The sequence below is a fragment of the Knoellia aerolata DSM 18566 genome, assembly GCF_000768695.1.
Lineage (GTDB): Bacteria > Actinomycetota > Actinomycetes > Actinomycetales > Dermatophilaceae > Knoellia > Knoellia aerolata.
On sequence record NZ_AVPL01000024.1, the window covers coordinates 18,254 to 37,688 of the forward strand.

The window sequence follows — 19,435 nt, forward strand, 5'->3', positions numbered from 1 at the left end:
TCGGGCACCGCCCACGCTAGGAGCGGGCACTGACAGCCCTCCTCGCCCTCGTGCGGCCCGGCCTCCCGGGCGGTGTCGGCGGCCCCACCTAGCCTCGCTCCCATGCGGATGGTCCAGGGCACGCTCGACGACCTGGGCACCCCCCTGTCCGACGTGACGTTCGTCGTCGTCGACCTCGAGACCACCGGTGGCAGCCCCAGCGAGTGCGGCATCACCGAGATCGGTGCGGTCAAGGTCCGCGGCGGGGAGGTCCTCGGCGAGTTCCAGACGTTCGTCAACCCGGGCGAGCCCATCCCCGCGTTCATCACCGTGCTCACCGGCATCACCGACGCCATGGTGCGCAGCGCGCCGCGCGTCGAGCCCGCCCTCGTCGCCTTCCTCGAGTTCGCCGCGGGGTCGGTGCTCGTCGCCCACAACGCCGGGTTCGACATCTCCTTCCTCAAGGCGGCGTGCGCGCGGGCCGACCGCGACTGGCCGCGCTTCCCGGTCGTCGACACGGTGCACCTCGCCCGCCAGCTCGTGTCGCGTGACGAGGTCCCCAACCACCGGCTGGGCTCCCTCGCCCGGCTCTTCGGTGCCACCACGGTGCCCGACCACCGGGCCCTGCACGACGCACGCGCGACCGTCGACGTCCTGCACGGCCTCATCGCCCGCGTCGGCTCCCTCGGGGTGCACTCGCTCGAGGAGCTCAAGGGCTACTCCTCACGGGTGCCCACCGCCACGCGGCGCAAGCGCCACCTCGCCGACCACCTGCCCGAGGCGGCCGGCGTCTACCTCTTCAAGGACGGCCAGGGGCGCGTCCTCTACGTCGGCACCTCCGTGTCGATCCGCACCCGGGTGCGCAGCTACTTCACGGCGTCCGAGCAGCGCCGGCGGATGGCCGAGATGGTGCGCATCGCCGAGTCGGTCACGCCGATCGTCTGCGCGACGCCGCTCGAGGCCGAGGTCCGCGAGCTGCGCCTCATCGCCGAGCACAAGCCCCGCTACAACCGGCGCTCCCGCCACCCCGAGCGCGCGTGGTGGGTCAAGCTCACCGTCGAGCCGTTCCCGCGGCTGTCGATCGTGCGCGACGTCGCCGGGGACGACGCCCGCTACATCGGCCCGTTCGCCTCGCGCGGCTCCGCCGACGACGCCGTCGCCGGGGTCCACGAGATCGTGCCGCTGCGCCAGTGCCTCGAGCGGCTGTCGGTGACCCGGCTGCGGTCGGCCTGCGCGCTCGCCGACATGGGTCGGTGCGGCGCGCCGTGCGACGGCACCCAGAGCGTCGACGAGTACGCCGAGGTCGTCGCCGAGGCGGTGGCGCTCCTCACCGGCGACGCGCGCCCCGCGGTCTCCACGTGGCGCCACCGGATGGACCACCTCGCCGAGCAGCAGCGGTTCGAGGACGCGGGGGTCGTGCGCGACCGGATGATCAGCCTCGTCCGGGGGGCGTCCCGGGCGCAGCGGCTCGACCCGCTGGCGCGCACCGCCGAGCTCGTCGCCGCGCGGCGCAGCGAGACCGGTGGCTGGGAGATCATGTGCATCCGCTTCGGCCGGCTCGCCGGAAGCACGCAGTCGCCGCGTGGCGCCGACCCGATGCCCTACGTCGAGGCCCTGCGGGCCAGCGCCGAGGTGGTCCCCGCCCCGCTGCCCCCGTCCACCGCCGCGACGCCCGAGGAGAGCGAGAAGGTCCTGCGCTGGCTCGACGCCCCCGGTGTGCGGCTCGTCGACATCGTGGGGACGTGGACCTGCCCGGTCGGCGGAGCCACGGGCATCCGGCAGGAGCTCGAGCCGGTGGAAGCCTCGAAGTGGAACGCACCGGGCTTCCGTTCGGCCTAGTCTCGGACCACGGTCGCGCCGGTCCACCCCAGGAGGGCTCCCATGTCCTATCCCCCACCGCTCTACACCGGCGAGGGCGGCGAGCGGTCCGCGTGGGTCCGGGCCGGTGACAGCGAGCCGGACCTCGTCTACCCCAACGGCAACCGCGTCCACTACGTCGCGCGCGGCGAGGCCACCGGTGGGCTGTTCGGCCTCTACCGGTGGGAGTTCGCCGGGCCACCGAGCGGCCCCGGCGCCCACTTCCACCGCACCATCTCGGAGTCGTTCTACGTCCTCGACGGCACCGTCTCGATCTTCGACGGCGACCGGTGGGTGAGGGCCGGGTCCGGCGACTTCCTCCACGTGCCGCCGGGCGGGCTGCACGGCTTCCGCAACGAGGACGGGCCCGCCTCGATGCTCCTGCACTTCGCACCGGGTGCGCCCCGCGAGGCCTACTTCGAGGGGCTCGCGCAGGACGGCGGCGTGGCCGCGATGAGCCCGGACCAGCGCGCCGAGTTCATGGCCTACCACGACAACGTCTGGGTCACGGACTGACCCGGCTACGCTGCGAGACGTGATCACCGCCATCGTTCTCATCACCGCCGACGTCGACCGGATCCCCGAGGTGGCCCAGGAGGTCGCCGAGCTCGACGGCGTGAGCGAGGTCTACTCGGTCGCCGGCGACGCGGACCTCATCGCCATGGTGCGCGTCCGCCAGCACGACGAGCTCGCGAGCGTCATCGCCGACCGCCTCAACAAGGTCGTCGGCGTCACGGGCACGGCGACCCACATCGCATTCCAGACCTACTCCAAGCACGACCTCGAGGCCGCCTTCAGCCTCGGCCTCGAGTAACCCCCCTCACCGGCCTCAACCCAACACGTGGGCGGGTGGGGTCAGGCGGGTGCGGCCTCGCGGCTCGCGACGACCCAGCGGGCCAGCTGCGCCGCTGCCCCACCGGAGTCGATGGCCGCAGCAGCCCGGGTGACCCCGTCGCGGACCGCGGCGACGACCTCGCCCGGCTCGGTCCCCCCCACGTGCGCGGCGACGGCGAGGGCGGTTCCGGCGTTGAGCAGGACGGCGTCCCGGGCGGGACCCGCCTCGCCGGCGAACACCCGACGCGCGACCTCGGCGTTCTCGTCGGCGAGCCCACCCTTGATGCTGTCGATCGTCGACACGCCGAGGCCGACGTCGGTGGGGTGCACCGACACCTCGGTGACCGCGCCGTCGCGCACCCACAGCACCGTCGTCGTCCCCGCGATCGACATCTCGTCCAGGCCCTCGTCGCCGCGGAAGACCGCCGCCGACGTCCCCCGGTCCGCGAAGACCCCGGCGATGACGGGGAGGAAACGGGCGTCCGCGACGCCGACCGCGGCATACGTCGGCTGCGCGGGGTTGGTCAACGGGCCCAGGAGGTTGAAGGCCGTGGCGACGCCCAGCTCGGCCCGGGCCGGACCCGCGAAGCGCATCGACGGGTGGAAGGTCTGGGCGAAGCAGAAGGTGATGCCGACGTCGAGGGCGACCTGCCGCACCTGTTCGGGGCTCAGGGTGAGGTTCACCCCGAGGGACTCGAGGACGTCCGCGGACCCGGACTTCGACGACGCCGCCCGGTTGCCGTGCTTGACGACACGCAGCCCGGTGGCAGCGATGACCACCGACGACATCGTCGAGATGTTGACGGTGCCGAAGCGGTCGCCGCCGGTGCCGACGATGTCGATGGTCTCGCCCGGGACCTCGATCCGGCGCGCGTGCTCGAGCATGACGTCGGCGAGGCCGCGCACCTCGGCCACCGACTCGACCTTGGAGCGCAGGGCCATGAGGAAGCCGGCGACCTGGGCGACGCTCGCCTCACCGCTCATGATCTGGTCCATCGCCCAGCGGGAGTGCTCGAGCGTGAGGTCCTGCCGGGCGAGGAGGCGGGTCAGCAGGTCGGGCCACGTCGGGCCCGAGGACGCCGCGGCCGGCACGTCAGCGCGCCGCGGCGCGCTGGCGCGCGAGGCCCGCGATCGACTCCGCGATCCTGATCGGGTCGAGCGGGTGCGGCACCGCGTCGTCGGCCATCGACCACGCCGCGAGCCAGCCGTCCTGCGGGCGTCCGGTGAGCACGAGGATCGGCGGGCACTGGTAGATCTCGTTCTTGAGCTCGCGGCACAGGCCGAGCCCACCGTTCTTGGCCGCCTCGCCGTCGAGGACGACGACGTCCCAGCCGCCGGCGTCGAGCGCCTCGGTGACGGCGAACGCGGTCGCGCACTCCAGCCAGCGGGTGACCTCGACGTCCCGTGCCGGGCGACGACCGGCCGCGGCGCGCACGGCGTCGCGGGTCGTGATGTCGTCGCTGTAGAGCAGGACCGAAACCTGGTGGATTCCGTCGGTGGACCGGGTCTGCGAGCCGGTCTCCGCGGGGGCAGCCGCGTGCGGTGAGGTCATGGCCTCATCCTAGCCACGCACGCTTTCTGGAACTGACCCGAGTTGAGTCGGGGGTCGGTGCAGCGCTTGACAGGGATTACGGCCATAATGGCCGACGTGGCGATAGAAGCAGCGACTCGAGTCTCCGGTCCGGTTCCCAGCATCCCGGACTACGGTCCCGCGACGCGTCCCAACATGGTCGCGGTCGGCACCATGGTGTGGCTCGCGAGCGAGCTGATGTTCTTTGCCGCTCTCTTCGCCTTCTACTTCTCGCTGCGCGGCAACCTGCCCACCCAGTGGGCCGAGCGGACCGAGCTGCTCAACGTCCCCTTCGCCGCCGCCAACACGCTCGTCCTCGTCATCTCGTCGGTGTGGTGCCAGCTCGGCGTCTGGAAGGCCGAGCGCGGCCAGGTCGCCCGCACCGGCGGCCTGCTCGACGTCAAGGGCTGGGGCATGCGCGAGTGGTACGTCCTCACCTACGCCTTCGGCTCGATCTTCATCGCCGGACAGGTCTACGAGTACGCCCACCTCGTGCACGAGGGCGTCACCCTCAGCACCGACTCGTACTCGTCGATCTTCTACCTCGCCACCGGCTTCCACGGCATGCACGTGACCGGTGGGCTCATCGCCTTCCTGCTCATCATCGGACGGACGTTCACGACCCGTCGCTACACGCACCTCCAGGAGACCGGCGCCATCGTCACCTCCTACTACTGGCACTTCGTCGACGTCGTCTGGATCGCGCTGTTCGCGATGATCTACCTGCTGCAGTGAGGTGTCGGTCGTGACCGCCATCATCGGACCACCCACCCCCGAGACCCCCGACAGGACCGCACCGTGAACGCACTGGCCGCCCGCCGCCGGCACCCGGCAGCGATCGCCCTCCTGCTCATGCTCGGCCTCCTCGTGACCGGGTTCGCCTACGCGGCCGTCGCGCCCCAGCCGGCGCAGGCCGAGACGAGCACCGCCGAGGACGTCGCCGCCGGCAAGCAGCTCTTCGTGGCCAACTGCGCCACCTGCCACGGCGTCAACGCCGAGGGTCGCGCCACGGGCAAGGGCGACCAGGTCGCCGGCCCCGCCCTCGCCGGCGTCGGCGCGGCCGCGGTCGACTTCCAGATGGGCACCGGACGGATGCCGATGCGCGCGCCGGCCGTCCAGGCCCCCCGCGCCACCGTCCAGTTCTCGCAGGACGAGATCGACAAGGTCGCGGCCTACGTCGCCTCGCTGGCGCCGGGCCCGGCCGTCCCGTCGGAGGAGGACGTCGACCCGAGCAAGGGCGACCCCGCCAAGGGTGGCGAGCTCTTCCGGGTCAACTGCGCGATGTGCCACAACTTCGCCGGCTCCGGCGGCGCGCTCACCCGCGGCAAGTACGCCCCGGCCCTCGAGGGCGTCTCCGGCAAGCACATCTACGAGGCGATGGAGACGGGGCCGCAGTCGATGCCGGTCTTCAACGACGGCAACATCGCCCCGGAGGAGAAGCGCGACATCATCGCCTTCCTCAAGTCCATCGAGGACGCACCGCAGCAGGGCGGGCACGCCCTGGGCTCCCTCGGGCCCGTGACCGAGGGCTGGTTCGCCTGGTTCTTCGGGCTCGGCATCCTCATCGCCACCGCCGTGTGGCTCGGGCAGAAGGCCGCCTGAGCCATGCCGGCCACCGCCTCCCACGCACCGTCGACAGGATCGAACAGCCGATGAACGAGAAGGACAGCCACCCCAGCGGGGGCGAGGTCACCCAGCCGGGTGAGTTCGGCTCCACCGCCGTTCGCCTCGACCAGGGCCACGTCGTCGGCGACGGCGGCATCCCGGCGCGCTTCGAGAACCCGGGCTTCCCGCCGCACACCCACCGGGCCTCCGACCTCAGCGAGAGCGGCGCCAAGCGGGCCGAGCGCGCCGTCGGCGGCCTCTTCATCCTTTCGATCCTCGGCACGCTCGGCTTCGTCGTCGCCTACTTCGCCATCGACAAGCAGTCGACGATGTTCATCCCGGGCATCGGGCAGGCCAACGCGCTGCACGCCGTGCTCGGTCTCACGATGGCGCTGTCCCTGCTCGGCATCGGCTTCGGGGCGGTCCACTGGGCCAAGACCCTCATGCCGGACACCGAGGAGGTCGAGATGCGTCACCCGATGCGCTCGAGCGACGAGGCCCGGAAGGACTTCGTCCAGATCCTCGGTGACGGCGCGGAGAGCGCCCACCTCACCCGCCGCCCGATCATCAAGTACGCCCTCGGCGGCGCCCTCGGCCTCTTCGCGGTCCCGGTCATCCTGCCCGTCATCGGAGGCCTCGGCCCGCTGCCGGGCGACGACCTCTCGGTGAGCTTCTGGAACGGCCATCAGGAGGAGGACGGCAGCTACCCCAACGCCCCGCTCCGCCTCATGCGTGACCCGCAGAACACCCCCATCAAGGCGAGCGACGTGACCATCGGCTCGGTCTTCCACGTCATGCCCGAGGGGCTTCTCGACCTCGAGAAGCACGTGCTCGAGGAGAAGGGCAAGGCCGCGGTGATCGTCATGCGGCTCGACCCCGACGACATCAGGTCCCAGAAGGAGAAGGACTGGGGCTACCAGGGCATCGTTGCCTACTCCAAGATCTGCACGCACGTGGGTTGCCCGGTCGGGCTCTACGAGCAGCAGACCCACCACCTGCTGTGCCCGTGCCACCAGTCGACGTTCGACGTGACGCAGGACTGCAAGGTCATCTTCGGCCCGGCCAAGCGCCCGCTTCCCCAGCTGGAGATCACCGTCGACGACGAGGGTTACCTCATCTCCAAGGGCCCGTTCAAAGAGGCCGTTGGACCGAGCTTCTGGGAGCGTGGTTCCGCATGAGCACCGACACCGTCCCCTCCGGGCGACCGGCCGACCGTCTCCGCGACGGCGACACCAAGGTCGAGCCCGGCCCGAGTGCGGCCGCCCGCAAGGTCGGCGGCGTCGCCGGCTGGATCGACGACCGCACGAGCTCGGCCAAGGGCGTCAACTACCTGCTGCGCAAGGTCTTCCCCGACCACTGGTCGTTCATGCTCGGCGAGATCGCGATGTACTCGCTCATCATCTGCCTCATCTCCGGTGCGCTGCTGACCCTCTGGTTCGTCCCGAGCGCCACCCAGGTGGTCTACGACGGCTCCTACGTGCCGCTGCGCGGCCAGACGATGTCGGACGCCTACGCCTCGACGCTCAACATCTCCTTCGACATCAAGGGCGGACTCATCGTCCGCCAGATCCACCACTGGGCCGCGCTGATGTTCGTCGTCGGCCTCACGGTGCACATGTTCCGCGTGTTCTTCACCGGGGCGTTCCGCAAGCCGCGTGAGCTCAACTGGGTCATCGGCACGGTGCTCGCGCTGCTCGCGGCCATCGAGGGCTTCGCCGGCTACTCCCTCCCGGACGACCTGCTCTCCGGCACCGGTCTTCGCGCCATGGAGGGGTTCGTCCAGACCGCACCGGTCATCGGCTCCTACCTCGCCTACGGCATCTTCGGTGGCCCCTTCCCGGGAGAGGCGATCATCCCCCGCCTCTACAGCGCCCACGTGCTGCTGCTCCCGGCGGTCATCGTCGGTCTGTTCACGGCGCACATCGTCCTCGTCGCGGTCCAGAGGCACACCCAGTTCCCCGGCCCGGGTCGGACCAACGACAACGTCGTCGGCTACCGCGTCATGCCGGTGTACGCCGCGAAGGCCGGTGGGTTCTTCTTCATCGTCTTCGGCATCATCGCCCTGATCTCGGCCCTGTTCACGATCAACCCGATCTGGGCCTACGGCCCGTACGACCCGTCGCCGGTCACCGCGGGTTCGCAGCCCGACTGGTACATGGGCGCCTACGACGGTGCCCTGCGCCTGCTGCCCGGCTGGCTGGAGTTCGAGATCTTCGGCAACACCCTGTCGCTCAACATCGCCCTCGGGGCGCTGGTGCTCCTCCCGCTGGTCTACATCGTCCTCGGTGCCTACCCGTTCGTCGAGAGGTGGGTCACCGGTGACACCGGCGAGCACCACCTGCTCGACCGGCCCCGCAACAACCCGACCCGCACCGGCATCGGCATGGCCGGCATCGTCGCGTACTCGGTGTTCATGTTCGCCGCGGGCAACGACATCATGGCGATCAAGCTCGGGATGTCGATCAACGACATCACCCGGGTCTTCCAGATCTCCCTGTTCGTCGGGCCTCCGCTCGCGTTCTGGGTCACCAAGCGGATCTGCCTCAGCCTGCAGCGCCGTGACCGCGACCTCGCCCTGCACGCCCGCGAGTCGGGTCGCATCATGCGTGGGGCGGACGGCTCCTTCCACGAGCGCCACGACGCGCTCACCGAGCAGGAGCGGTGGATCCTCGTCCAGCACGAGCCGGTGGCACCCCTGCAGCTCACCGCGCAGGTCGACGAGAACGGCGTCGAGCGCCCGCTCAGCCGCAAGGACCGTCTGCGGGCGAAGCTGTCGCACTTCTACTTCAAGGACGCGGTCAACCCCGTGACCCCGGCAGAGCTCGCGGCCGCGCACCACGACGGTCAGCAGGCCGAGGCCATCGAGGCCCCGCTCGACTACGAGGGCATCGACGGTCGGCAGGACCACGGCCCCGGCGACGGCGGCCACGGCGCCGACGTCGACTCGCAGGCCCGCGGTGTCGGCAGCGCCAGCCGCATGAAGGAGTGAGCTGACGCCGGCTCCCCGCTCAGCAGTGACAGCGGCCTCCAGGACACCTCGTCCCGGGGGCCGCTGTCACGTTCCACCCGGGGCGAGACTGGTCCCGTCCCGGGCCCGGATGTCGAGAACCGCTCGCCGGCACCGTCTCGGTAGTGTCGACGGCCAGGAGGGCCGTCACCGACCAAGGAGAGACCCCATGGCGAAGTACCTGCTTCTCAAGCACTACCGCGGCGGGCCGCCGCGTCGACCCCAGGGTGACATCCCGATGGACCAGTGGGCTCCTCAGGAGGTCACCGACCACATCGCCTTCATGGACCACGTGGCCGACACGTTGCGTGAGCGGGGCGAGTTCGTCGACGCGCAGGCCCTCTCCCCCAGCGGCACCTTCGTGCGGTACGGCGGCGCCGGCAGCCCGCCGGTCACCGACGGTCCGTTCGTCGAGACCAAGGACCTCATCGCGGGCTGGATGGCGATCGACGTCGACTCGGTCGAGCGCGCCCACGAGGTCGCGGCGTTCCTGTCGTCGGCCCCGGGCCCCGGCGGGGTGCCGCTCGAGGAGTGGATCGAGGTCCGGCCCTTCCTCACCTCGCTGCCCGAGGTCACCGGCTGACCGCGGCCGGCTCGCGATGACCGACCTCGAGGCGCTCTGCAAGGACCTCGGTCCCCGGGTGCTCGGCGTCCTCGTCCGCCGCGGCGCCGACTTCGCGTCGGCCGAGGACGCCGTCCAGGAGGCCCTCCTCGAGGCGCACCTGAGCTGGGACGCGCAGCCACCGGACGCGCCGTTCGCCTGGCTCGTGACGACCGCCTGGCGCAAGCACCTCGACGCGGTGCGGTCCGGCGCCGCCCGCCGGCGCCGCGAGGTCGCCGATCACCTCGAGCCCGCTCCGGGTCCCGTGACCGGCGCGGACGAGACCCTGCTCCTGCTCTTCCTCGCGTGCCACCCGGCGCTGTCGACCTCGTCGGCGGTGGCGCTCACCCTGCGCGCCGTGGGTGGGCTCACGACCCGGCAGATCGCCCGTGCGCACCTCGTCCCCGAGGCCACGATGGCGCAGCGCATCTCACGGGCCAAACGCACCATCGCCCGGGAGGGTCTGGTCGAGCCGGGCTCCCTCGACAGCGTCCTGCGCGTGCTCTACCTCATCTACAACGAGGGCCACACCGGCGAGGTCGACCTCGCCGAGGAGGCGATCCGGCTCACCCGCCAGCTGGCGGCCGCGTCGTCCGAGCCCGAGGTGTCCGGACTCCTCGCGCTCATGCTGCTCCACCACGCCCGTCGGTCGGCGCGCTGGGGGCCGAGCGGCGAGCTCGTGCCGCTGGACGAGCAGGACCGCTCCCGGTGGGACACGGCGCTCGTCGCCGAGGGCGTGCAGATCCTCCAGGACGCGCTCGCCCGGGACCGGCTCGGGGAGTTCCAGGCGCAGGCGGCCATCGCGGCGCTGCACGCCGACGCGCGGTCGACGGCGGAGACCGACTGGACGCAGGTCCTCGAGTGGTACGACGAGCTGCTGCGGCTCCACCCCTCACCCGTCGTCGCGCTCAACCGCGCCGTCGCCCTCGGGGAGGTGGATGGTCCCCTCGCGGGCCTGCGGGCGGTCGCGGAGGTGCCCGAGAGCGTCCCACGGCACGCGGCCGTCCGCGCGCACCTGCACGAGCGCGCGGGTGACCTCGGCGAGGCGCAACGGCTGTATGCCGTCGCGTCCCGTGCCGCGGCCAGCGCCGCCGAGCGCGACCACCTCACCCGACTGGCGGCCCGCCTGCACGCCCGGCTCCGGCAACCGTGACAGGGTGTGGCGGGTGCAGCCGATTGAACCCGCCGCCTTCGAGGCCATCGTCGAGGAGTCGCTCGACGAGGTGCCCGAGGAGCTCATGGCGATGCTCGACAACGTCGTCTTCCTCGTCGAGGACGAGCCCGCCGCGGACGACCCCGACCTGCTCGGGGTCTACGACGGGGTGCCGCTCACCGAGCGGGACGCCGGGTGGGGCCTGGGCAACCTGCCGGACCGGATCACCCTGTTCCGCGGGCCCCTGACGCGGATGTGCGAGGACGTCAAGGAGCTGCGCGAGGAGATCGCGGTGACCGTGGTCCACGAGATCGCGCACCACTTCGGCATCGACGACGACACCCTGCACGAGCTCGGGTGGGGCTGAGCCCGCTCAGAGGGCGTGCGGGCCCTTCCAGTACTCGAAGACCCAGCCGACGAGCGCCGGGATGGCGAAGAACGTCCCCAGGGCGACGAGCCACCAGCCGATGGCCAGGCCCAGGAAGATGATGGCGGCCGAGCCGGCGAGCCAGAGCGGCCACCAGCTGTGCGGGCTGAAGAAGCCGAAGTCGCCGGCGATGTCGCTGATCTCACCGAGCGGGTCGTCCTCCGGCGGGACGCCGTCGAGCTTGCGCCGGGTGATGTTGAGGTAGCCCGCGATCATGAACCCCAGGAGCGCCCCGAGGGTGAGGCCGACGACGCCGACGGGCTCGGCCCAGTCCCCCCACACGCCGTACAGGAGAGCCACTCCCGCGCAGAAGACGCCGAGGACGTAGCCGAGTCGTTCCATGGCCAGCATCGGTCAGGACTCCTTGCTGTTGGCGGACATCGAGTCGCCACCGAGGTCGGCCGGGCCCATCGCCTTCACGAGGCCGGAGGACTCGTAGCCGGCGGGGGCGGCCTCGGGGTGGTTGAGGTCGAAGGCCGGGCGCTCCGAGCGGATGCGCGGGATGGAGTTGAAGTTGTGGCGCGGGGGCGGGCAGGACGTCGCCCACTCGAGCGAGGCGCCGTAGCCCCACGGGTCGTCGGTCTCGACCAGCGGTGCGTAGCGCCACGTCTTCCACACGTTGTAGAAGAACGGGATCATCGAGGCGCCGAGGATGAAGGCGCCGACCGTCGACACCTGGTTGGCGAAGGTGAAGCCGTCCTCGGGGAGGTAGTCGGCGTAGCGACGGGGCATGCCCCAGATCCCGAGCAGGTGCTGGATGAGGAAGGTCGTGTGGAAGCCGACGAAGAGCATCCAGAAGTGGATCTTGCCCAGCGGCTCGTCGAGCATCCGGCCGGTGAGCTTGGGCCACCAGAAGTAGAAGCCACCGAACATCGCGAACACGACGGTCCCGAAGACGACGTAGTGGAAGTGCGCCACGACGAAGTAGCTGTCGGTGAGGTGGAAGTCGAGCGCCGGGCTGGCGAGGATGACGCCGGTGAGGCCACCGAAGAGGAAGGTCACGAGGAAGCCCAGCGCCCACAGCATCGGGGTCTCGAAGGTGAGCTTGCCGCCCCACATCGTGCCGATCCAGTTGAAGAACTTCACGCCCGTGGGGACGGCGATGAGCATCGTCATGATCGCGAAGAACGGCAGCAGCACCTGGCCCGTGCCGTACATGTGGTGGGCCCAGACCGAGACCGACAGCGCCGCGATCGAGATCGTGGCGTAGACGAGGGTCTTGTAGCCGAAGACCGGCTTGCGCGAGAAGACCGGGAGGATCTCGGAGATGATGCCGAAGAAGGGCAGGGCGATGACGTAGACCTCGGGGTGGCCGAAGAACCAGAAGATGTGCTGCCAGAGCATCACCCCTCCCGCCTCCGGGTCGAAGATGTGCGCACCGAAGCGCCGGTCGGCGCCGAGGGCGAACAGGGCCGCGGCCAGCGCCGGGAAGATGAGCAGCACGAGGATCGAGGTGACGAGGACCGTCCACGTGAAGACGGGCATCCGGAACATCGTCATGCCGGGTGCGCGCATCGTGAGGATCGTCGTGATGAAGTTGACCGCCCCGAGGATGGTGCCGAAGCCGGCGAGGGCGAGGCCGAAGACCCAGAGGTCACCGCCCATGCCCGGGCTGTACGAGGTGTCGGACAGCGGCGTGTAGGCGAACCAGCCGAAGGAGGCCGCGCCGCCGGGCGTGAGGAAGCCGCCGGCCGCGATGAGGCCACCGAAGAGGTAGAGCCAGTAGGCGAACATGTTGAGGCGCGGGAACGACACGTCGGGCGCGCCGATCTGCAGCGGCATGAGCGCGTTGGCGAAGGCGGCGAACAGCGGCGTCGCGAAGAGCAGCAGCATGATCGTGCCGTGCATCGTGAACATCTGGTTGTACTGGTCGGGGTTGTCCACGATCTGCATGCCGGGCTGCATGAGCTCGGCGCGGATGACCAGCGCCATGAGGCCGCCGAGGAGGAACCACATGAACGAGGTGATGAAGTAGAGGTTGCCGATGACCTTGTGGTCGGTCGTCGTGATCCACTTGACCACCGTGGCTCCGGGGGCAACCCGGGCACGTGAGACGGACTCACGCTCGCGGAGCATCGTCCTGGTGTCGGCTGCGGCACTCATCGGGTCCTCAGTTCCTCGGGCAGCTTCTCCTGCTCCGCCGGCGAAAGGTTCTCGCGGTTGAGGTCAGGACCGAGCAGTCCGGTCTGACCCTGCGACTTGAGGTCCTCCATGTGCGCGTCGAACTCGGCGCGGGGGACGACCTTGACGTTGAACAGCATGGCCGAGTGGTAGGCGCCGCAGAGCTCGGCGCACTTGCCCTTGAAGGTGCCCTCCTCGGTGGGGACGACCTGGAACTTGTTGACCCGGCCGGGGATCATGTCGAGCTTCTGGAGGAACTGCGGCACCCAGAAGGAGTGGATGACGTCGCGGGCGGTGAGCACGAACTCGACGCGCTCCCCCACCGGCAGGTACATCGTCGGGATGGTCTCCTCGGCGCCGGGCTCCCCGGTGAGGATGGCCTGCGAGCCGGTCTCGTGGACGTCGGCCTCGAGGTAGTTGAAGTCCCAGGACCACTGCTTGCCGACGACGTTGACCGTCACGGCCGGGTCCTGCTCGGTGTCGAGCAGGGCGGTCTGGTCCCGGGCGGTGTAGAAGAAGAAGACCGCGATCATGAAGATCGGGACGATCGTGTAGAGGATCTCGAGCGGCACGTTGTAGCGCAGCTGGACGGGGAGCTCGTTGTCGTCGCGTCGACGCCGGTAGGCCACGACGCACCAGCCGATGAGCCCCCAGACGAGGGCACCGACGACGAGGAGCGCGATCCAGGCGCCGATCCACAGGTCACGCACCCGGTCGGCGTTCTCGGTGATGCCGTTGGGGAGGTAGCCGTCCTTGAACTCACCGAGCTCACAGCCGCTGAGCGCCACCATCGCCGCCACGGTCACCACGGCCCACGTGGTCAGCCGCCGACCGCGCGAGCGGGGGTTGAGATGGTCGTGCTGAGGCACCGGAGCACCCTCCTGCGTCGTGGGCTGGAACAGCAACAAACACTAGTGCATGGAGGGCTCACAGCCGGGGACGGGTGGGGTTACGGTCAGCACGTGCTCGATGCCCCCCGCAGCCCCCTGCCCCCCGCCGCGCGCGAGACGCTGCTGGCGGCGCTGGACGCCGGCTGGGCCGACCCGCGTCGCCTGCACCGCGAGGGGCGCCAGGCCCGCCTCCTCCTCGACCAGGCGCGCGAGAGCGTCGCCGCGTCGCTCGGCGCCCGGGCCGACGAGGTCTCCTTCCACCCCAGTGGGGTCCACGCCCTGCGGACCGGGGTCGCGGGCCTCCGGCACGCTCGCCGTCGGGTCGGCACCCGGGTGGTCACCTCGGCGGTGGACCAGGCCGTCCTCGTCCACGAGGCCCACGACGCGGACCCGGCGACCGCGCCGCTCGCCGTCGACCCCCTCGGACGGCTCCACCCCGACACGCTGGCGAGCGCGCTGGCCGGCGGAGCCCCGGTGGCGGCGGTCGCCCTCCAGCAGGCCAACGGCGAGGTGGGCACCACCCAGCCCCTCTACGGGCTCCACGCCGTATGCCGTTCCGCGCGGGTCCCGCTGCTCGTCGACGGCACCTCGTCGCTGGGCCGGGTGGCGCCCCCGTCCGCCTGGGACCTCCTCGTCGGTGACGCCGCCACCGTGGCCGGGCCTCCCCTCGGAGTGCTCGCCGTGCGCACGGGAACCCGCTTCGACCTCCCCGGGCCCCGGTGGGAACCCGAGCACGGCCGCGAGCCCGCCGACCCGTGGGTGCCCGCGGCTCTCGCCGCGGCCGAGGCCTGGCGCCAGGCCGACCACGCCCGGGCCGAGGAGGACCCCACCGCCCGCGCGCTGGTCGACCGGATCCGCGCCGCCGCTGCCGCCATCGACGACGTCGACGTCGTCGGCGACGGGACCGGGCGCCTCCCCCACGTCGTCACCTTCAGCGTGCTCTACGTCGACGGCGAGAGCCTCGTCGACGCCCTCGACCGCCGGGGCGTGGTCGTCGCCTCGGGCTCGGCCTGCACCTCCAGCCGGCTCGAGCCCAGCCACGTCCTCGCGGCGATGGGGGCGCTGACCCACGGCAACGTGCGGGTCACGCTCCCGCTGGCAGCGGTGAGGCCCGACCGAGCCCGCGACGTCGACACCCTGTGCCGCGAGCTGCCGGGCGTGGTCGCGCAGCTCCGGGCCCGTCTCGGGGTGGACGGGCTGTGACCGGCGAGGTCGACCTCGACGCTCGCGGGCTGCGGTGCCCGCTGCCGGTCATCGAGCTCGCCCGCCTCGCGCGCGACCTTCCGCCCGGCCGCACCCTGGTGGCGCTGGCCGACGACCCGGCCGCCGAGGCCGACATCCCGGCGTGGGCCCGGATGCGCGGACACACGGTGACGCTCGAGCGCCGGGGTGCGCACACGGCATACGTCGTCGTGCTCGGCTGAGCAGGTCTAGGACGAGCCGAAGTCGATCGGCGGGGCGTGCAGCGCCTCCGCCAGCGCGTCGAGGTAGCGCTCGCGCGGCCACTCGGCCACCCCGAGCCGCTGCAGGTGCTCGGTGGCCCACTGCACGTCGATGATGCGGCGCGGGTCGCCGTCGGCCCGGACGAGGTCCACGAGGGCGGCCAGCGCGACCTTGGATGCGTCCCGCTCGGCGTGGAACATCGACTCGCCGGCGAACAGCCCCCCGATCGCGATGCCGTAGAGCCCTCCCACGAGCCGGTCCTCGCGCCAGGTCTCGATGCTGTGCGCCCAGCCCAGCCGGTGCAGCTCGGCGTAGGCCGCGGCGATCTCGTCGGTGATCCACCGCCCCTCACGCTCGGGGTCGCCGCACCGGCGCACGACCTCCTGGAACGCGGTGTCCACCCGGATCTCGAAGCGGGCGCGGGCCTTCCTCAGCGAGCGTCGCTCGCGGAACGCATCGGGGTCGAGGACACCCCGGGGCTGCGGCGACCACCACCCGAGGGGGCGACCGCCGTCGACGCCGAGCCCCATGGGGAACAGGCCCGCGCGGTAGGCCGCGAGCACCGTTCCGGGGGCGAGGTCGGCGCCGGCCCCGACGAGGTCGTCGTCGGGCGTGGGCCGGAGGCGGCCGAGCTCCCACTCGCTGGGAGGCGGCTCGACCGGCGGGAAGGGCACGGGCACGGGCACGGTCGTGTGGTCAGTGCCCCGCGACGGTGATGTGCGGCTCGACGTCGGCGGCCGAGTCGTCACCGTAGGCCCGGGCGAGCCGGTCGAGGAAGGCGCGCTTGTCGAGCGTGTACTCCTGGGTCCCGACGGTCTCGAGGACGTAGGTCGCGAGGAGCGAGCCGATCTCGGCGCAGCGCCGGTGGTGCAGGCCCGCGGAGAGCCCGGTGAGGAAGCCGGCCCGGAAGGCGTCGCCGACGCCGGTGGGGTCGGCGCGGCGCGCCTCGAGCGCGATGGGGACCTCGATCGGCTCCTCGCCGCGGGTCGTGATGACGGCGCCGTTCTTGCCCTTCGTGGTGACCCGGGTCGTCACCTGGGCGTCGATGTCGGCCTCGCTCCAGCCGGTCTTCTGCTCGGTGAGGTGCGCCTCGTACTCGTTGGTGAAGAGGTAGTCGGCGCCCTCGATGAGCCGGCGGATGAACGGCCCGTCCGCGAAGGCGAGCTGTTGGGAGGGGTCGGCGACGAAGGTGATGCCGCGGGTGCGGCACTCCTCGGTGTGGCGCAGCATCGCCTCCGGGTCGTTGGCGCCGATGAGGACGAGGTCGAGACCCTGATCGGCGATCGGCCCGAGCTCGATGAGACGGGCCTCGCTCATCGCACCGGCGTAGAACGTCGCCATCTGGGCCATGTCGTCGTCGGTGGTGCAGACGAAGCGCGCGGTGTGCCGGGAGTCGGAGACGTGGACGTGGTCGCAGTTCACGCCGTGGCGGGTCAGCCAGCTCCGGTAGTCGGCGAAGTCCTCCCCGGCCGCACCGACGAGCAGCGGCCGCTGCCCGAGAGCGGCCATGCCGAAGCAGATGTTGCCCGCGACTCCCCCGCGCCGGATCTCGAGCGTGTCCGCGAGGAAGGACACCGAGATCTTGTCGAGCTGCTCGACGACGAGGGAGTCGGCGAAGCGGCCGCGGAAGGTCATGAGGTGGTCGGTCGCGATGGACCCGGTGACTGCGATGCGCACCTCGGCAACCTACCGTCCGGCCGCGGTCTCGACATACGCAGGTACTTGACATTGATTAGTACTGGGCCAAGAATGCTCCCATGCCCGCCCACGACCCGCAGATGCTCAAGGGAGTCCTCGGACTCCTCCTCCTGAGCATGCTCTCGACGGGCGACCAGTACGGATACGGGATCGTCACCCAGCTCCGGGTCGCCGGCTTCGACGACCTGGCCGAGGGGACGGTCTATCCCGCCCTCACCCGACTCGAGGCCGCGGGGTTCCTCGAGTCCTACCTCCTGCGCAGCGACTCCGGGCCCGCGCGGAAGTACTACCGGCTCACCGATACCGGCCACGCCGAGCTCGCCCACCGCCAGACGGCGTGGAACGGCCTCGTCCGGTCGGTGGAGACCGCCACCGCCGCCGTCAGCGCCGCACTCACGACAGGGGAAACCGCATGACCGTCCTGGACCGACTTCGCATCGAGAACGCCGTCCTCCGCTACGACTTCTGGCTCGAGATGCGCGGGGTGCGCGGCTCGAGGCGGCGCGAGCTGCGCCGCGAGCTGCGGGCCAACCTCGGCGCGGCCAGCGCGGACGTGGGCACCACGCGCGCCCTCTTCGGCATCGGCTCCCCCAAGGGACTCGCCTACGCCGCCACGGACACCAACCCCTCCCGGCCCCGGTGGTCGCAGGCGGCGATCTGGGCCTCGGTGGCCTTCGGGCTCGTCGCCTTCGCGTGCCTCTTCACGGCGATCGCGTTCACCGCGGGGGTGGAGGCCAGCGGGGTCACGGGACGGGCCGTGCGCGGGTTCGTCTTCCCCTGGTTCGGGGTCGACTTCTCGGCGCGCGTGGAGGCGGACGGCGGCGGGTTCTCGACCGGGGCCGGGGGCGTGGGCACGTGGTTCCTCGGCGTGCCGCTCCTCGTCTTCCTCCTCGTCGCGCAGCCGTGGCGTCTCCTGCGCCGGCAGCAGCCCGCCGCCGCAGCGACGTCCACCGCACGCGCACGCGACCGAGCCTGAGCAGTCGCCGACTGCGACCCACCGCGGGCATCACCGCCCTTGTCCGCCGCGGATCGAGCGAGCAGAGTGCTCGACATGGACACACCCCGCTGGCAGGACGCCGACTTCACGGGCCTTCGGGCCATCGTCTTCAACTGCACCCTCAAGCGCTCTCCCGAGAAGAGCCACACGCAGGGGCTCATCGACGTGAGCACCGCGATCATGCAGAAGCACGGCGTCGACGTGGAGGTGCTGCGCGTCGTCGACCACGACATCGCCACCGGCGTCTACCCCGACATGACCGAGCACGGCTGGGCGAGCGACGCGTGGCCCGAGATCTGGGAGCGGGTGCGGGCCAGCGACATCCTCGTCATCGCCGGCCCGATCTGGCTCGGCGACAACTCGAGCGTCACCAAGCGGGTCATCGAGCGGCTCTACGCCATGAGCGGGCTGACCAACGAGCAGGGCCAGTACATCTACTACGGCAAGGTCGGCGGCGCCATCATCACCGGCAACGAGGACGGCATCAAGCACTGCGCGTCCAACATCCTCTACAGCCTCCAGCACCTCGGCTGCACGATCCCGCCGAACGCCGACGCCGGCTGGATCGGCGAGGCCGGGCCGGGCCCCTCGTACCTCGACGAGGGCAGCGGCGGCCCCGAGAACGAGTTCACCCAGCGCAACACGACGTTCATGACGTGGAACCTCATGCACCTCGCCCGGCTGCTCAAGGAGCGAGGCGGCTTCCCCACCGGCGGCAACGAGCGGGTCCAGTGGGACCAGGGCGTGAACTTCGACCACCCCAACCCCGAGTACCGCTGAGGCCCGAAACGGCGGCTGCGGGACCGATGTGATCGGTCCCGCAGCCGCCGTTTCGGGCAATAAGTCGCCGTGGGTTCGGCTCAGCCGAAGCTGTCACCGCAGGCGCAGGAGCTGCCGGCGTTGGGGTTGTCGATGGTGAAACCCTGCTTCTCGATGGTGTCGGAGAAGTCGATCGTCGCGCCCTCGAGGTAGGGGCCGCTCATGCGGTCGACGACGACCTCGACACCGTCGAAGTCGCGGACGAGGTCACCGTCGAGGCTGCGCTCGTCGAAGTAGAGCTGGTAGATGAGGCCGGAGCAGCCGCCGGGCTGCACTCCGACGCGCAGGCGCAGGTCGTCGCGACCCTCCTGCTCGAGGAGCGAGCGGACCTTGCCGGCCGCGAGGTCGGTGAGGAGGACGCCGTGTGCGGGCGCCTCGGTGGTGGTCTCGGGGGCCTGGGTGTCGAGCTCGCTCATGGGTGACTCCTGTGCTGC

General features: G+C 71.3%; 23 protein-coding genes. 15 read left to right on the forward strand and 8 right to left on the reverse strand.

Annotated elements, in window-relative coordinates:
- Positions 1-102: 102 nt before the first annotated feature.
- From N801_RS10285 to N801_RS10295, 3 genes are read left to right on the forward strand one after another with little or no spacing between them, the layout of a single operon-like run.
- On the forward strand, positions 103-1,818 hold the full coding sequence (locus N801_RS10285; RefSeq protein WP_035937263.1) for a DEDD exonuclease domain-containing protein: 1,716 nt from the start codon (positions 103-105) through the stop codon (positions 1,816-1,818).
- A 42-nt stretch (positions 1,819-1,860) separates the two neighbouring features.
- The gene (locus N801_RS10290) at positions 1,861-2,352 is read left to right on the forward strand and encodes a cupin domain-containing protein (RefSeq protein WP_035937265.1); all 492 of its coding nucleotides are present in this window, start codon (positions 1,861-1,863) and stop codon (positions 2,350-2,352) included.
- 19 nt (positions 2,353-2,371) lie between these two features.
- Complete coding sequence (locus tag N801_RS10295; RefSeq protein WP_035937267.1) at positions 2,372-2,650, forward strand: Lrp/AsnC family transcriptional regulator; 279 nt, start codon at positions 2,372-2,374, stop codon at positions 2,648-2,650.
- A 41-nt stretch (positions 2,651-2,691) separates the two neighbouring features.
- Here the strand turns inward: N801_RS10295 and trpD are convergent, their stop codons facing one another.
- Both trpD and N801_RS10305 read right to left on the reverse strand, forming a co-directional pair.
- Positions 2,692-3,762 carry an anthranilate phosphoribosyltransferase gene (gene trpD / locus N801_RS10300; protein ID WP_035937270.1) on the reverse strand — a complete coding sequence of 357 codons (1,071 nt, stop codon included), beginning with the start codon at positions 3,760-3,762 and terminating at the stop codon, positions 2,692-2,694.
- A gap of 1 nt (position 3,763) precedes the next feature.
- Entirely contained in the window at positions 3,764-4,222 is a 459-nt protein-coding gene (locus N801_RS10305; protein WP_035937272.1) for a response regulator transcription factor, read from the reverse strand.
- A gap of 87 nt (positions 4,223-4,309) precedes the next feature.
- Between N801_RS10305 and ctaE the strand changes: the two genes are divergently transcribed.
- From ctaE to N801_RS10340, 7 genes are all read left to right on the forward strand, one after another.
- Positions 4,310-4,975 carry an aa3-type cytochrome oxidase subunit III gene (gene ctaE / locus N801_RS10310; protein ID WP_084108668.1) on the forward strand — a complete coding sequence of 222 codons (666 nt, stop codon included), beginning with the start codon at positions 4,310-4,312 and terminating at the stop codon, positions 4,973-4,975.
- Positions 4,976-5,038: 63 nt separating this feature from the next.
- Positions 5,039-5,842, forward strand: coding sequence for a cytochrome bc1 complex diheme cytochrome c subunit (gene qcrC, locus N801_RS10315; RefSeq protein ID WP_035937277.1), 804 nt, complete (start codon positions 5,039-5,041; stop codon positions 5,840-5,842).
- Between the two features lie 50 nt (positions 5,843-5,892).
- Positions 5,893-7,023 (forward strand): cytochrome bc1 complex Rieske iron-sulfur subunit, encoded by a 1,131-nt coding sequence (gene qcrA / locus N801_RS10320; RefSeq protein ID WP_035937279.1) that lies wholly within the window; start codon positions 5,893-5,895, stop codon positions 7,021-7,023.
- Positions 7,020-8,834 (forward strand): cytochrome bc1 complex cytochrome b subunit, encoded by a 1,815-nt coding sequence (qcrB, locus tag N801_RS10325; protein WP_035937282.1) that lies wholly within the window; start codon positions 7,020-7,022, stop codon positions 8,832-8,834. The genes qcrA and qcrB overlap by 4 nt, the downstream gene beginning before the upstream one ends.
- Positions 8,835-9,021: 187 nt before the next feature.
- Positions 9,022-9,435, forward strand: coding sequence for a YciI family protein (locus tag N801_RS10330; protein WP_035937285.1), 414 nt, complete (start codon positions 9,022-9,024; stop codon positions 9,433-9,435).
- 16 nt (positions 9,436-9,451) lie between these two features.
- Positions 9,452-10,606 (forward strand): RNA polymerase sigma factor, encoded by a 1,155-nt coding sequence (locus N801_RS10335; protein WP_035937288.1) that lies wholly within the window; start codon positions 9,452-9,454, stop codon positions 10,604-10,606.
- A gap of 13 nt (positions 10,607-10,619) precedes the next feature.
- The gene (locus N801_RS10340) at positions 10,620-10,973 is read left to right on the forward strand and encodes a metallopeptidase family protein (protein WP_035937291.1); all 354 of its coding nucleotides are present in this window, start codon (positions 10,620-10,622) and stop codon (positions 10,971-10,973) included.
- Positions 10,974-10,979: 6 nt separating this feature from the next.
- Here the strand turns inward: N801_RS10340 and N801_RS10345 are convergent, their stop codons facing one another.
- From N801_RS10345 to ctaC, 3 genes are read right to left on the reverse strand one after another with little or no spacing between them, the layout of a single operon-like run.
- On the reverse strand, positions 10,980-11,384 hold the full coding sequence (locus N801_RS10345) for a cytochrome c oxidase subunit 4 (protein ID WP_035937294.1): 405 nt from the start codon (positions 11,382-11,384) through the stop codon (positions 10,980-10,982).
- 3 nt (positions 11,385-11,387) lie between these two features.
- Entirely contained in the window at positions 11,388-13,109 is a 1,722-nt protein-coding gene (gene ctaD, locus N801_RS10350; protein ID WP_035937366.1) for an aa3-type cytochrome oxidase subunit I, read from the reverse strand.
- A gap of 23 nt (positions 13,110-13,132) precedes the next feature.
- On the reverse strand, positions 13,133-14,023 hold the full coding sequence (gene ctaC, locus N801_RS10355; protein ID WP_035937297.1) for an aa3-type cytochrome oxidase subunit II: 891 nt from the start codon (positions 14,021-14,023) through the stop codon (positions 13,133-13,135).
- A 93-nt stretch (positions 14,024-14,116) separates the two neighbouring features.
- Here ctaC and N801_RS10360 point away from each other — a divergent pair, with 93 nt between their 5' ends.
- Both N801_RS10360 and N801_RS10365 read left to right on the forward strand, forming a co-directional pair.
- Positions 14,117-15,247, forward strand: coding sequence for an aminotransferase class V-fold PLP-dependent enzyme (locus tag N801_RS10360; protein WP_035937299.1), 1,131 nt, complete (start codon positions 14,117-14,119; stop codon positions 15,245-15,247).
- Positions 15,244-15,468 (forward strand): sulfurtransferase TusA family protein, encoded by a 225-nt coding sequence (locus N801_RS10365; protein ID WP_035937300.1) that lies wholly within the window; start codon positions 15,244-15,246, stop codon positions 15,466-15,468. The genes N801_RS10360 and N801_RS10365 overlap by 4 nt, the downstream gene beginning before the upstream one ends.
- A gap of 6 nt (positions 15,469-15,474) precedes the next feature.
- Here the strand turns inward: N801_RS10365 and aat are convergent, their stop codons facing one another.
- Together aat and N801_RS10375 are read right to left on the reverse strand one after the other, a co-directional pair.
- On the reverse strand, positions 15,475-16,167 hold the full coding sequence (gene aat / locus N801_RS10370) for a leucyl/phenylalanyl-tRNA--protein transferase (protein ID WP_035937302.1): 693 nt from the start codon (positions 16,165-16,167) through the stop codon (positions 15,475-15,477).
- Between the two features lie 16 nt (positions 16,168-16,183).
- Positions 16,184-17,164: a carbohydrate kinase family protein gene (locus tag N801_RS10375; protein WP_035937303.1), complete on the reverse strand. Its 981-nt coding sequence runs from the start codon at positions 17,162-17,164 to the stop codon at positions 16,184-16,186.
- 80 nt (positions 17,165-17,244) lie between these two features.
- Here N801_RS10375 and N801_RS10380 point away from each other — a divergent pair, with 80 nt between their 5' ends.
- The 3 genes from N801_RS10380 (at position 17,245) to N801_RS10390 (ending at position 18,962) form a co-directional block, all read left to right on the forward strand.
- Positions 17,245-17,601: a PadR family transcriptional regulator gene (locus N801_RS10380; protein ID WP_035937307.1), complete on the forward strand. Its 357-nt coding sequence runs from the start codon at positions 17,245-17,247 to the stop codon at positions 17,599-17,601.
- The gene (locus N801_RS10385; protein ID WP_052112849.1) at positions 17,598-18,161 is read left to right on the forward strand and encodes a hypothetical protein; all 564 of its coding nucleotides are present in this window, start codon (positions 17,598-17,600) and stop codon (positions 18,159-18,161) included. The genes N801_RS10380 and N801_RS10385 overlap by 4 nt, the downstream gene beginning before the upstream one ends.
- Before the next feature lie 75 nt (positions 18,162-18,236).
- Positions 18,237-18,962 carry a flavodoxin family protein gene (locus N801_RS10390; protein ID WP_035937373.1) on the forward strand — a complete coding sequence of 242 codons (726 nt, stop codon included), beginning with the start codon at positions 18,237-18,239 and terminating at the stop codon, positions 18,960-18,962.
- An 80-nt stretch (positions 18,963-19,042) separates the two neighbouring features.
- Here N801_RS10390 and N801_RS10395 read toward each other — a convergent pair whose 3' ends face one another.
- Positions 19,043-19,417, reverse strand: a complete 375-nt coding sequence (locus tag N801_RS10395) for a HesB/IscA family protein (RefSeq protein ID WP_035937310.1) — start codon at positions 19,415-19,417, stop codon at positions 19,043-19,045.
- Between the last annotated feature and the right edge of the window lie 18 nt (positions 19,418-19,435).

Coding starts and splice junctions, on each gene's coding strand:
- N801_RS10285 (WP_035937263.1), top strand. CDS start 103: ATGCGGATGGTCCAGGGCACGCTCGACGACCTGGGCACCCCCCTGTCC.
- N801_RS10330 (WP_035937285.1), top strand. CDS start 9,022: ATGGCGAAGTACCTGCTTCTCAAGCACTACCGCGGCGGGCCGCCGCGT.
- N801_RS10305 (WP_035937272.1), bottom strand. CDS start 4,222: ATGACCTCACCGCACGCGGCTGCCCCCGCGGAGACCGGCTCGCAGACC.
- qcrA (WP_035937279.1), top strand. CDS start 5,893: ATGAACGAGAAGGACAGCCACCCCAGCGGGGGCGAGGTCACCCAGCCG.
- ctaE (WP_084108668.1), top strand. CDS start 4,310: ATGGCCGACGTGGCGATAGAAGCAGCGACTCGAGTCTCCGGTCCGGTT.
- qcrB (WP_035937282.1), top strand. CDS start 7,020: ATGAGCACCGACACCGTCCCCTCCGGGCGACCGGCCGACCGTCTCCGC.
- N801_RS10345 (WP_035937294.1), bottom strand. CDS start 11,384: ATGCTGGCCATGGAACGACTCGGCTACGTCCTCGGCGTCTTCTGCGCG.
- N801_RS10390 (WP_035937373.1), top strand. CDS start 18,237: ATGGACACACCCCGCTGGCAGGACGCCGACTTCACGGGCCTTCGGGCC.
- N801_RS10395 (WP_035937310.1), bottom strand. CDS start 19,417: ATGAGCGAGCTCGACACCCAGGCCCCCGAGACCACCACCGAGGCGCCC.
- N801_RS10380 (WP_035937307.1), top strand. CDS start 17,245: ATGCCCGCCCACGACCCGCAGATGCTCAAGGGAGTCCTCGGACTCCTC.
- N801_RS10335 (WP_035937288.1), top strand. CDS start 9,452: ATGACCGACCTCGAGGCGCTCTGCAAGGACCTCGGTCCCCGGGTGCTC.
- ctaD (WP_035937366.1), bottom strand. CDS start 13,109: ATGCTCCGCGAGCGTGAGTCCGTCTCACGTGCCCGGGTTGCCCCCGGA.
- N801_RS10385 (WP_052112849.1), top strand. CDS start 17,598: ATGACCGTCCTGGACCGACTTCGCATCGAGAACGCCGTCCTCCGCTAC.
- N801_RS10290 (WP_035937265.1), top strand. CDS start 1,861: ATGTCCTATCCCCCACCGCTCTACACCGGCGAGGGCGGCGAGCGGTCC.